The organism is Klebsiella sp. HN106 (genome assembly GCF_051209435.1).
In the GTDB taxonomy this organism is placed as follows: domain Bacteria; phylum Pseudomonadota; class Gammaproteobacteria; order Enterobacterales; family Enterobacteriaceae; genus Klebsiella; species Klebsiella oxytoca.
In genome coordinates, this window is sequence record NZ_JBLURD010000002.1 from 715,240 (window position 1) to 726,376 (window position 11,137).

The 11,137-nt window shown below is 56.6% G+C and carries 12 protein-coding genes and 1 other annotated feature; of the genes, 3 read left to right on the forward strand and 9 right to left on the reverse strand.

The features are described 5' to 3' along the window. Nucleotides 1–20: 20 nt before the first annotated feature. The 9 genes from ACSIPU_RS09935 to ACSIPU_RS09975 form a co-directional block, all read right to left on the reverse strand. Nucleotides 21–1,325, reverse strand: coding sequence for an inosine/guanosine kinase (locus ACSIPU_RS09935; RefSeq protein ID WP_004099683.1), 1,305 nt, complete (start codon nucleotides 1,323–1,325; stop codon nucleotides 21–23). Nucleotides 1,326–1,388: 63 nt separating this feature from the next. After that, nucleotides 1,389–2,351: a ferrochelatase gene (gene hemH, locus ACSIPU_RS09940; protein WP_004099681.1), complete on the reverse strand. Its 963-nt coding sequence runs from the start codon at nucleotides 2,349–2,351 to the stop codon at nucleotides 1,389–1,391. A 127-nt stretch (nucleotides 2,352–2,478) separates the two neighbouring features. Then, nucleotides 2,479–3,123, reverse strand: coding sequence for an adenylate kinase (adk, locus tag ACSIPU_RS09945; protein WP_004099679.1), 645 nt, complete (start codon nucleotides 3,121–3,123; stop codon nucleotides 2,479–2,481). A gap of 302 nt (nucleotides 3,124–3,425) precedes the next feature. Then, nucleotides 3,426–5,300, reverse strand: coding sequence for a molecular chaperone HtpG (gene htpG, locus ACSIPU_RS09950; RefSeq protein ID WP_004099677.1), 1,875 nt, complete (start codon nucleotides 5,298–5,300; stop codon nucleotides 3,426–3,428). A gap of 111 nt (nucleotides 5,301–5,411) precedes the next feature. Then, a complete protein-coding gene (recR, locus tag ACSIPU_RS09955; RefSeq protein WP_004099675.1) occupies nucleotides 5,412–6,017 on the reverse strand; it encodes a recombination mediator RecR in 606 nt (201 codons plus the stop codon). Beyond that, nucleotides 6,017–6,349: a YbaB/EbfC family nucleoid-associated protein gene (locus ACSIPU_RS09960; protein ID WP_004099673.1), complete on the reverse strand. Its 333-nt coding sequence runs from the start codon at nucleotides 6,347–6,349 to the stop codon at nucleotides 6,017–6,019. Before ACSIPU_RS09960 ends, recR begins: the two co-directional genes overlap by 1 nt. 57 nt (nucleotides 6,350–6,406) lie before the next feature. Continuing rightward, nucleotides 6,407–8,317 (reverse strand): DNA polymerase III subunit gamma/tau, encoded by a 1,911-nt coding sequence (dnaX, locus tag ACSIPU_RS09965; protein ID WP_196557708.1) that lies wholly within the window; start codon nucleotides 8,315–8,317, stop codon nucleotides 6,407–6,409. Continuing rightward, nucleotides 7,010–7,074 (reverse strand) — a sequence feature (DnaX frameshifting element). It overlaps the preceding gene by 65 nt. Nucleotides 8,318–8,409: 92 nt before the next feature. Next, entirely contained in the window at nucleotides 8,410–8,961 is a 552-nt protein-coding gene (gene apt / locus ACSIPU_RS09970) for an adenine phosphoribosyltransferase (protein ID WP_004099669.1), read from the reverse strand. Nucleotides 8,962–9,111: 150 nt separating this feature from the next. After that, a complete protein-coding gene (locus ACSIPU_RS09975; protein ID WP_004099668.1) occupies nucleotides 9,112–9,489 on the reverse strand; it encodes a DUF454 family protein in 378 nt (125 codons plus the stop codon). Nucleotides 9,490–9,558: 69 nt separating this feature from the next. Between ACSIPU_RS09975 and priC the strand changes: the two genes are divergently transcribed. The 3 genes from priC to ACSIPU_RS09990 all read left to right on the forward strand — a co-directional run bounded on the left by priC (nucleotide 9,559) and on the right by ACSIPU_RS09990 (nucleotide 11,128). Beyond that, on the forward strand, nucleotides 9,559–10,086 hold the full coding sequence (gene priC, locus ACSIPU_RS09980; protein WP_004111045.1) for a primosomal replication protein N'': 528 nt from the start codon (nucleotides 9,559–9,561) through the stop codon (nucleotides 10,084–10,086). Nucleotides 10,087–10,100: 14 nt separating this feature from the next. Beyond that, complete coding sequence (gene rsmS / locus ACSIPU_RS09985; protein ID WP_004099661.1) at nucleotides 10,101–10,274, forward strand: pleiotropic regulatory protein RsmS; 174 nt, start codon at nucleotides 10,101–10,103, stop codon at nucleotides 10,272–10,274. 65 nt (nucleotides 10,275–10,339) lie between these two features. After that, on the forward strand, nucleotides 10,340–11,128 hold the full coding sequence (locus tag ACSIPU_RS09990) for an Rpn family recombination-promoting nuclease/putative transposase (protein ID WP_053064665.1): 789 nt from the start codon (nucleotides 10,340–10,342) through the stop codon (nucleotides 11,126–11,128). The last annotated feature ends 9 nt before the right edge of the window (nucleotides 11,129–11,137 follow it).

Genomic DNA, 11,137 nt, shown 5'->3' on the forward strand with positions numbered 1-11,137 from the left:
GGCCGACTTTATTTACCGGCTTAACGATCCCAGTAGGCCTCTTCCAGACTATCTTCACGCTCCGGCAGGCCGCGGGTCAGACGCGGTGAATGCTGGTTCAGCACCTGATAGCTCACGCGGTTAGCGTATTTACACACCTGCGCCAGCGAGGAATAGGTCAGCCATTTGCATTTGTGCTTGCTGGAGTTCGGCACGTTATTGCGATGATAATTATTAGCGGTGATGTCGTGCAGCAGTGCCGCCAGCGCGCCGTCGCCGGCGCCGTTGGTGTTCATGATCTTCTCCGGCCCGCCCATATAGGGTGCGATATGCGAATAAATACGCAGCGGATTCTCGCAGTCCTGGTGGCGCATCGCGCGGCTGAATTCATACTGGTTAAACTCGGCAATCGCGCCCGGCAGCAGCGGATGCTGCGTTTTGCGCTTAGCCTCATCCTCGGTAAAACTGGCCATATACAGCCCGGCGGGCCCGGCGGTGCACAGTACCAGGTCAACCCACTCCAGCGCTTTGTCGGAAGCCAGCAGCGGATCGGATAGGCCGGTCAGCGCTTCCGCCTCCTCTTCGTTCATCGCCAGAATAGAAACGTGTTCTTTGAGAAACGCCTGCCACCACGCCGGATTATCAGCGATAACGTATTTAGTCCCCAGGGTCAGGACCACCGGTACATCGTGCTTTTTCGCATATTTGATGGCCTGCATCGTCGCATCCGGCATCGGCTCACCCGGCTTGCAGCGGACGAGGTAGGAGGTCAGCACCAGCGCGGAAGCGCCGGCGATCACGCTTTCCGGAATGCTTTCCGGGCGGAGCTTATTCATATGACCGGGGCTGATCGCAAAGGTGCGCTCGCCGGAGTCGCTAATAAGGGTAAAGCAGCGACCAATCGCGCCATCCACGCCTTGCAGGTAGTTCAGATCGGTACGGCTGGAGGTGTTGCACAGGTAGCGATAGGCGTAGCCGCCGATTTCAATATTGCTGCACATGACGCCAAGCAGAACCGAGCGGTCATCCGCCAGCACCGAGTAGTTGTGCATGGTGTTTCCGATGGTACCACCGGCAAACTGGTGGGTAATCAGATCGTTGCGGACCAGTTCCTGGTACAACGCTTCGGCGACATCATCCTCAATCACCAGCGAATGCCCGGCGCTCAGGCCGTAGCGTACGATAAACGCCTCATCCACTTTCGCTTCGATATCGACCAGGGTTTGATCGATGCCGACAACCCAGGCGACGTTAGACTCATTGTCCGGCTGAATTTGTTGCAGCAGCGGATCGCGAGCGTTGACGGGAAAATAGTGTTTGGATTTGCGTTTACCGGGAAATTTCATAGTGGCGATTTATTGACAGTGAACAAGCGGGGAATAGTAGCATACTCCCCGCCGCACGCGCGATCAGCGATATTTCGCCGTCAGGTTGACCATCATTTCAATATGCGCGGTGTCCGCATTAAGCGCCGGTATGTACTCATATTGCTGGCCGCCGGCTTCAAGGAAGATTTCCCGGTTTTGCACCGCGATCTCCTCCAGCGTCTCCAGGCAATCGGCAGCAAAGCCGGGGCAGATAACCTGAATATGCTTCACCCCTTTCTCACCGAGCATTTTCAGCGTTTCGTCAGTATAGGGCGTCAGCCACGGCTCACGACCAAAGCGCGACTGAAAAGTCATCATGACCCGGTCAGGCGACAGGCCAAGGGCTGAAACCAGTTCACGAGTGGTATCGCGACAGCGCTGAGGATAGGTATCCCCTTGCTGAGCGTAACGCTGTGGAATCCCATGATAGGAGAGCAGCAGTAAATCCGGCTCGCCGTGCACCGCAAACGAAGCGCGTACGCTGGCGGCCAGCGCGTGAATGTAGTCCACATCATCGGCATAGTCGCGAATAAAAGAGATGCCGGGAATCGCGCGCTTTCTGGCGAGGATACGCCCCAGCTCATCCCAGACCGCCGCCACGGTAGAGCAGGAGTATTGCGGATAGAGCGGTAGCACCACGATGTGGTCCACACCCTGCGCCAGCAGTTCATCCACCGCGCTCTCCAGCGACGGCGAGCCGTAGCTCATCCCCAGCGCCACCGGCGTATCCGGAAGCCGCGCGGCCAGCGCCTGCCGCTGCTGCTGGCTATAGACCATCAGCGGCGAGCCGTCTTCCATCCAGATGGACTGATAGAGCTTAGCGACCCTGGGGGCGCGCAGGGGCAGTATCACGCCGCGCAGCAACGGCCACCACAGTAGACGGGAGGTATCCACCACGCGCCGATCGCTAAGAAACTGTCGTAGATAGCGCTTAACCGCGTCGGGCGTGGGCGCATCGGGAGTGCCTAAATTGGCTAATAAGATACCTGTTTTCGTCTGATGCATTACCGCCTCTTAACCATTTGAATCGCTGACAATTGTAGCTGAAATGGCGCTAAACGGAACCAATCATAGAAAAAGGTAAAATGAGAGGAGTTCTCACCCCGCCGCTGCGGGATGAGAACTAACGGAATTAACCGAGGATTTTTTCCAGTTCGGCGCGAACGTCCGCCACCGCTTTGGTGCCATCAACTTTCGCGTATTGGGTATTGCCCGCTTCGGCTTCTTTCTGATAATAGCCGATCAGCGGAGCCGTCATCTGATGATACTCAACCAGACGCTTACGCACGGTCTCTTCCTGGTCGTCTTTACGGGTGGTCAGCTCTTCGCCGGTCACATCGTCTTTGCCTTCGACTTTCGGCGGATTAAATTTGATGTGATAAACGCGGCCGGAAGCAGCGTGAACGCGACGGCCGATGATGCGGTCAACGATCAGTTCATCAGGAACATCGAATTCCAGTACGTAATCTACGGCAATGCCCGCTTCTTTCATGGCGTCAGCCTGAGGAATGGTGCGCGGGAAGCCGTCCAGCAGGAATCCGTTGCGGCAATCTTCCTGAGTGATACGCTCTTTCACCAGGGCGATAACCAGTTCGTCGGTGACCAGCTTACCGGCGTCCATAATATCCTTCGCCTTTTTGCCCAGCTCGGAGCCTGACTTCACCGCGGCACGCAGCATGTCGCCGGTGGAGATTTGCGGAATACCGTATTTCTCCATGATGAACTGAGCCTGAGTTCCTTTACCCGCGCCCGGAGCGCCAAGCAGAATAATACGCATTACGAAAATCCCCTCAAAAGTTGATTCAATATTTCAAAAAACGCTAAACCATACCACCAGAACGCGGATGGCTCAAGGAAGGCGGGGCGGCTGAAACGGTTAATGGTGAGATATTTTACGTAGAGTGCGTTTTGTTGCCCTCATTCCGCTCCTCTCCCGCAGGGCAAGGAAGAAAACACGCGCCGGAGCCAGCAGGGGAACAGGGAGAAGCAGGCTAAACGATGACAGCCTCCGCGCCAGCATGTCAATGCCGGGCAAGTCCCCTCTCCCTGACAGGGAGAGGGTGAGGCTGAGGGGAAAGATTACGACGCCAGCAGCTGGTTCATGCGGCGAATAAACTGGTTCGGATCTTCCAGCGTACCGCGCTCGGCCAGCAGCGCCTGATCGAGAAGCAGCTCAACCCACTCGCCGAATTGCGCATCATCCTGAGTGTCCGCCGCGCGTTTTACCAGCGGATGCAGCGGGTTCAGTTCGAAGATGTACTTCACTTCCGGCGCGGCCTGGCCCGCAGCGGCAAACAGTTTCGCCATTTGGGTGCTCATTTCATCCGCGTCGGTGGTAACGATGGCCGGCGTATCGGTCAGACGATGGGTCAGGCGAACCTCTTTCACCCGGTCGCCGAGCAGCGTTTTGGCTCGCTCAACGAACGGCTCCAGCGCCTTCTCAGCTTCTTTTGTGGTTTCATCCACTTCGTCCGTCAGCTTATCCAGCGACTCATCGGCTTTCGCCACCGACTGGAACGGCTTACCGTCGAACTCGGTCAGATAGCTCATCATCCACTCGTCGATGCGATCGGAAAGCAGCAGCACTTCAATGCCTTTCTTACGCAGCAGTTCCAGATGCGGGCTGCTCTTCGCGGCGGCGTAGCTGTCGGCGGTAATGTAGTAAATCTTCTCCTGCCCTTCTTTCATGCGGGAGACGTACTCTTCCAGCGACACGGTCTGCGCGGCGGAATCGGTATGGGTACTGGCGAAACGCAGCAGTTTAGCAATGGTCTGTTGGTTAGCGTGGTCTTCCGCCGGGCCTTCTTTCAGCACCAGGCCAAACTGCTGCCAGAAGGTCTGATATTTTTCCGCGTCGTCTTTCGCCAGTTTTTCCAGCATCTGCAGGGCGCGCTTGCTCAGCGCAGTGCGCAGATTGCGGGTCACGCTGCTGTCCTGAAGGATTTCACGCGACACGTTCAGCGGCAGATCGTTGGAGTCGACCAGGCCGCGGACGAAGCGCAGGTAGTTCGGCATAAACTGCTCAGCGTCATCCATGATGAAAACGCGCTGTACGTACAGCTTCAGGCCGTGTTTATGGTCGCGATTCCACATATCCCATGGCGCCTGCGACGGGATATACAGCAGGCTGGTGTACTCCTGCTTGCCTTCAACGCGGTTGTGGCTCCAGGTCAGCGGATCGCTGTAGTCATGGGCAATATGCTTATAAAACTCGTTGTACTCGTCGTCTTTGATTTCCGACTTATTGCGCGTCCACAGCGCCTGGGCTTTGTTAATTTTCTCCCAGGTAATGACGGTTTCACCGTCCACTTCTTCGCGTTTTTCAATTTCCACCGGCAGCGCGATGTGATCGGAGTATTTGCTGATAATCGAACGCACGCGCCAGTCGTTGAGGAAATCATCCTCGCCTTCGCGCAGGTGCAGCGTGATCTCGGTACCGCGATCGGCTTTGTTAATGTCGGCAACGGTATATTCGCCTTCGCCAGCGGACTCCCAGAATACGCCATTTTCTGCGCTGTCTCCCGCCGCGCGGGTACGTACGGTGACTTTATCGGCGACAATAAACGCTGAATAGAAGCCCACGCCGAACTGGCCAATCAGTTGGCTGTCTTTCGCCTGGTCAGAGCCCATGGACTCAAGGAATGCTTTGGTGCCGGACTTAGCGATGGTGCCGAGATGGTCAATCACTTCATCGCGGTTCATACCAATGCCGTTATCGGCAATGGTCAGGGTGCGGTTGTCTTTATCAAATGAAACACGCACGCGCAGTTCGCCGTCGCCTTCATACAGATCCGGCTGGGACAGGGCGCGGAAGCGCAGCTTGTCGGCCGCATCGGAGGCGTTGGAAATCAGCTCACGCAGGAAAATTTCTTTGTTGGAATAAAGAGAATGGATCATCAGGTGCAGAAGCTGCTTAACCTCTGACTGAAAACCACGAGTTTCTTGTCCTTTCATCTAAATCAACCTCAACAATGCCATTGTTAATGGTAAAAAAACCGTTGAGGGTGAGATGGGGACAGAGGAAGACGTTTTCAAGCGGAGGCCCCGAAAAGCGCCTCCGTTTGATTAAAAACGAATCTTATGCCGTCCGGCAAGAGAGTGTGACAGCGTTGTGCCGTCAACCATTTCCAGCTCGCCGCCGACCGGTACGCCATGAGCGATACGGCTCGCCTCTACGCCATACTGCGCGCAAAGCTCGGCGATATAGTTCGCGGTCGCCTCCCCTTCAACCGTTGGGTTGGTTGCGAGGATCACTTCCTGCATCGATTCGTCACGCAGACGCTGCTCCAGGCGATCGAGCCCAATGTCATCCGGCCCGATGCCGTCAAGCGGCGACAGATGGCCCATCAGCACAAAATAACGACCGGAAAACTGCCCGGTCTGCTCGATAGCGTAGATATCCGCTGGGCTCTCTACCACGCAGATCTGGCCGTTTTCCTTCCGCCGAGGGTTGCTGCAAATATTGCATACCTCCTGCTCGGTGAATGTGCGGCAATCGGCGCAGTGGCCGATTTCCGACATCGCGCGCGTCAGCGCCTGCGCCAGGCGCATCCCGCCGCTGCGATCGCGCTGCAGCAGGGTAAACGCCATGCGCTGCGCCGACTTCGGGCCGACGCCCGGCAGGCAGCGCAGTGCTTCCATAAGCTGCGTTAACAGCGGACTGGTTTGCATCAGAACGGCATCTTAAAGCCTGGCGGCAGCTGCATACCGGCGGACACAGACGCCATTTTTTCTTTCTGCGTCTCTTCGATGCGGCGGGCGGCATCGTTAAACGCGGCGGCCACCAGATCTTCCAGCATCTCTTTGTCGTCTTCCAGCAGGCTCGGGTCGATCTCAACGCGGCGGCAGTTATGCGCACCGTTGATGGTGACTTTGACCAGGCCTGCGCCGGATTCACCGGTCACTTCCAGTCGAGCGACTTCTTCCTGCATCTGCTGCATTTTTTCTTGCATCTGCTGGGCCTGCTTCATCAGGTTACCCAGACCGCCTTTTCCACCAAACATAGGCTTCTCTCTCAGTAGGTCATCGTTAAGGATGCTGACCACAAGTCAGACTTGCAATCAAATGGGGCGAATACTCTCTTCATCCAGGTCCGCATCGAAAAATCGACGCAGCGTCTGAATGTTATTATCCGCAATAATCGCTTCACGCGCCTGCGCGAGCTTTTCTTCATAAATTGCCTGCCGCCACTCAAGCGGCGTGCGCATCGCGGGATTATCATCTTCCACGATGGTCAATTCAACCGGCGTACCGTACAAAATACCGAGCGCTTCCGCCAGCTTTTGCTGCGCGCCCGCCGAATTCAGGTGCCGCTGGCTCGGGCGAAGATGCAGGCAGACGCGGTTGCCCTCCTGCTCTTTCCAGGCATTGAGGGCGACCTGCTCCACCAGCTTTGGCACCGCAAGCCGGCTGACTTCCGCCGCCCAGCTATCGCGCTCGACCGCTTCAATAGCCAGTTTTGCCGCCAGTTCCGGCGTTTTTTCATGCTCCAGCGCTTTTTTCAGCGCCTTCGGCGTCGCCACTTCTTCTTTCACGGTTTCAACAACCGTCGTCGATTTCCAGCGATAAGCTTCTTTTTTCGCTGGCGCTTTTTCCAGCGCAGCAGCAGGCGGACGCGCCTGTACGCGTTCAGTAATCGAACTCAGTCGTTCCAGCGCAGCGTTATTCACCGGCCGCGCGCGGGAAGCGGCTGCCGGTTCACTCTTTTTTGGGGTGGGCGCTCCCTGGCTGCGCTGCAGTTGGCTGCGTGCCGCCAGCACCTGGCTGGTGGTCTGCGGCAAATTCTGCGGCGGCGGCGGCGGTGGAGCGGATGCCGGGGCGGACTGCTGTGCAGGGGCGGCCTGAATAGCCTGCGCCGGCGGCGCCTCCGGTTCCGGCAGCGGCATACGCGGATGGAACGCCAGCGCACGCAGAAGCGTCATCTCAACGCCCATCCGGCGATCCGGCGCGTATGGAAGCTCTTTACGGCCAATTAATAACGTTTGATAGTACAGCTGAACATCGGTAGGCGGCACCGTCCGCGCCAGCTCGCGCATGCGTAGCTCTATCGCGGCCATATCCGCCCCCAGCGCCGACGGCGACAGCTGAACCATTGCAATGCGGTGCAACAGGCTCTGCATTTCCACCAGCAAAGCCTCCCACTCCACGCCGCGAGCGGCAGCTTCATTGACGCCGGCCATGACGCGTTCGCCATCGGCGGCCACCAGCGCTTCAATCAGCGAGAGCGCCTGATCGTCGTCAAGCGTACCGAGCATGGTGCTAACGGATTCAGCCGTCAGACGGCCGTCGCCGCTGGCGATAGCCTGATCGGTCAGGCTTAATGCATCGCGCAGGCTGCCATCCGCCGCGCGCGACAGCAGCTGCAGCGCGCGCGGTTCGAAAGCGATCTGCTCGACGCCGAGGATATGCTCAAGCTGATGGCGAATCTGTTCGACATCCAGCGCCTTAAGATGGAACTGCAGGCAGCGGGAAAGAATGGTCACCGGCAGCTTCTGCGGATCGGTGGTCGCCAGCAGAAATTTTACGTGCGCCGGCGGCTCCTCCAGCGTTTTTAACAACGCGTTGAAGCTGTGGCGCGAAAGCATATGGACTTCATCGATCAGATAGACCTTGAAGCGACCACGGGCCGGCGCGTACTGAACGTTATCCAGCAGATCGCGGGTATCTTCGACTTTGGTGCGCGAAGCGGCATCGATCTCTATCAGATCGACAAAGCGCCCCTGTTCTATTTCACGGCAGTTATCGCAGACGCCGCATGGCGTGGCGGTAATACCGGTTTCACAGTTTAATCCTTTTGCCAGCAGGCGTGCGATAGAGGTTTTACCCACGCCGCGGGTGCCGGAAAAGAGATAGGCATGATGAATGCGCCCTAACGACAAGCCGTTCGCCAGTGCGGTCAGCACATGTTCCTGGCCGACGACGTCAGCAAAGGTTTGTGGGCGCCATTTACGGGCTAAGACCTGATAACTCATGGGCTGGCTCTGAAACGCTGGAAGGTGAAATCACGAGGGGGTCATGCTATCACAGCCCCGCTCAATCAGCGAGGCTATGTGGAGGGATTTGCTTAGTGACCCGGGAAAGGGACCAGGCTATAGCAGTTAATTCCCAGTTTTTCCAGACGCTGCTCGCCGCCCAGATCGAACAGATTGATAATAAAAGCCGCATCGTGCACTTCACCGCCCAGGCGACGGATAAGCTTCACGGTGGCGTCGATGGTGCCGCCGGTTGCCAGCAGATCGTCAACCACCAGGACTTTATCGCCTTCTTTGATCGCATCGACATGGATTTCCAGCTGATCGGTGCCGTACTCAAGCTCGTAGCTTTCTGCGATGGTCTCACGCGGCAGCTTACGCGGCTTGCGTACCGGAACAAAGCCTACGCCCAGCGCCAGCGCAACCGGTGCGCCAAACAAGAAGCCACGCGCTTCGGTGCCCACCACTTTGGTAATACCCGCGTCTTTATAACGCTCGGCCAGCAGTTCAATGCTGAGCGCATAGGCCTTCGGGTCTTCCAGCAAGCTGGTGACATCACGGAAAAGGATGCCAGGTTTCGGATAGTCCTGGATGCTTTGGATGCTGTTCTTCAGATATTCAAGCTGCTGTGCTGTTGCGGTCATAAGTGTATGCCTGATTAAAACGGTATTACTCACGGGCATGCCAAATGGGCCAAAGAAACATTTGTTTAACCTTTGACCAGGCTTACCCGCGCTCGAAAACGCCAGAATTTACTGGCTGTCAGCGACAATTGCAACCATCATTATTGCGCATCAGTGCTTTTGTTGCTTTGCATCAACCACCGGAATGCGCCACATAAATATCAGCAGACAGGCCAGAATGATCAGCAGCAAGATGCGCACCCAGGTAAGATTAACCAGCCACAGGGAAATAGCAAAGGTCAGCAAAATCATCGCTATCGCGCGCGGCTTCGCTCCCGGCGGCATGGCGCGGTATTTCTGCCAGTGACGCAGGTAACCGCCAAACCATGAGCGGTACAAAAGCCAGTGGTGAAAACGCGGCGACGAGCGCGCAAAGCACCAGGCGGCAAGCAGGATAAAAGGCGTCGTCGGCAGTAGCGGTAAAAATACGCCCAGCGTTCCCAGCGCTACCGCCAGCCAGCCAATGATGATCAAAATAATACGTGGCATAATGCGAATCGTTATCAAGAAGATAACGCTAATGTAGCACAGTTGCTTATCAGGGGATGGAGGAGTTATTTGAAAACCACCCGGCTTTTACATTCGCTGGAAAATCAGCTTGCGGAGCTGGCCGCCCGGGTAGCGCCAATGGCGAATCACGCGACCCTCAGCCCGCGTTTCGATCGCCAGCTGTTTCGGACCCGCAGCACGCAGATGCAGGCTTATCTCAATGAGGCCAGCGATCGTTTAACGGAATTAAAGCTGGCGGTCGAACGCCAGCAGCTCCCCCAGGTTGCCTGGCTGGCGGAACATCTTGTGGCCCAAATCGCCGCCATTAGCAGGGAAACGGCCACCTGGTCGTTACGCGCCTGGGATAGCGCTTCGCCGACGCTTAGCCGCTGGCAGCGCCGGCGTATCCAGCATCAGGAATATGAGCGGCGTCTGCTGGCCATGCGCAACGATCGCCAGAGACAGCTGGCGCAAGCCACCTCTCTTGAGGAACAGCAGCGGCTGGCAAAAGAAGTTGACGCCTACGCCGCACGCCTTGCCCGCTGTCGCGACGCGCTGGAAAAAATTGAAAACAGGCTGGCCCGATTAACACGTTAAGTGGAGGAAGAAAGATGTCGCTGGAAAATGCGCCTGACGAGGTCAAGCTGGCCGTCGATTTAATCATGCTGCTTGAGGAAAATAATGTCCCTGCGCAAACCGTGCTAGCTGCGCTGGAGATTATCCGTCGCGATTATGAAAACAAAGTAAAAAGTGCGGAAGAGGCCTCGCAAAACGCGCCGGAGTAGCCTGTTGCCGGATCGTTGGGGGTGGCAGAGTCATCGCCTGCCCTTACCAAAACGGATAAATGCTCATGGAAATATTCTCACGTACGCCGCACGATGCCATTTTTCGTCAAATGTTGACTCAGAAAGAGGTCGCCCGCGATTTCTTACAGCTTTACCTCCCGGCGCAGTTTTTAAGTATCTGCGATCTTAGTACGCTGCAGCTGGATTCAGGCAGTTTTATCGAAGAAGACCTGCGCTCCAGCTACTCGGATATACTTTACTCTCTGCAAACGCGGCACGGCGCCGGATATATCTATGCGCTGATTGAACATCAAAGCTCTCCGGACAAGCTCATGGCTTTTCGCCTGATGCAATATACGCTCGCAGCCATACAGCGTCACCTTGATGCTGGCCACGATACGTTGCCCCTTGTGGTCCCCATTCTGTTTTATCACGGCGCCGTCAGTCCCTGGCCGCATACGCTCAACTGGCATCATCTCTTTGACCATCCTGAGCTTACCAGCGCGCTGTACGGCGGTGATTTTCCACTGGTGGACCTGACCGTTATGCCAGTTAATCAATTCATCCTCCACCAGCGTATGGCGATGCTGGAACTGTTGCAGAAGCATATCCGCCAGCGCGATCTGGCCGAATTGCAACCGATACTGATTGCGCTGCTGGCGATTGCCGAATGGCTGGAAGAGAAAGGTCGTAAAAAAGGGAGAAGAGAAGGCAGACTGGAGAGTCGACAGAAAGGCCGTAAAGAAATCTCGCACAGCATTGCGCTGAAAATGCTCGCCAGCGGGCTGGATCCTAAGATGGTGATGGAGCTGACGGGTCTGAGCCCGGAAGAACTCTCCTCGCTCAGCCGTTAAAATCTGCGG

Bases quoted from the DNA above. Each gene is read 5' to 3' on its own strand.
- ACSIPU_RS09960 (WP_004099673.1), bottom strand. From the start codon at position 6,349: ATGTTTGGTGGAAAAGGCGGTCTGGGTAACCTGATGAAGCAGGCCCAG.
- htpG (WP_004099677.1), bottom strand. From the start codon at position 5,300: ATGAAAGGACAAGAAACTCGTGGTTTTCAGTCAGAGGTTAAGCAGCTT.
- recR (WP_004099675.1), bottom strand. From the start codon at position 6,017: ATGCAAACCAGTCCGCTGTTAACGCAGCTTATGGAAGCACTGCGCTGC.
- ACSIPU_RS09990 (WP_053064665.1), top strand. From the start codon at position 10,340: ATGGAAATATTCTCACGTACGCCGCACGATGCCATTTTTCGTCAAATG.
- ACSIPU_RS09935 (WP_004099683.1), bottom strand. From the start codon at position 1,325: ATGAAATTTCCCGGTAAACGCAAATCCAAACACTATTTTCCCGTCAAC.
- ACSIPU_RS09975 (WP_004099668.1), bottom strand. From the start codon at position 9,489: ATGCCACGTATTATTTTGATCATCATTGGCTGGCTGGCGGTAGCGCTG.
- dnaX (WP_196557708.1), bottom strand. From the start codon at position 8,317: ATGAGTTATCAGGTCTTAGCCCGTAAATGGCGCCCACAAACCTTTGCT.
- hemH (WP_004099681.1), bottom strand. From the start codon at position 2,351: ATGCATCAGACGAAAACAGGTATCTTATTAGCCAATTTAGGCACTCCC.
- apt (WP_004099669.1), bottom strand. From the start codon at position 8,961: ATGACCGCAACAGCACAGCAGCTTGAATATCTGAAGAACAGCATCCAA.
- adk (WP_004099679.1), bottom strand. From the start codon at position 3,123: ATGCGTATTATTCTGCTTGGCGCTCCGGGCGCGGGTAAAGGAACTCAG.
- rsmS (WP_004099661.1), top strand. From the start codon at position 10,101: ATGTCGCTGGAAAATGCGCCTGACGAGGTCAAGCTGGCCGTCGATTTA.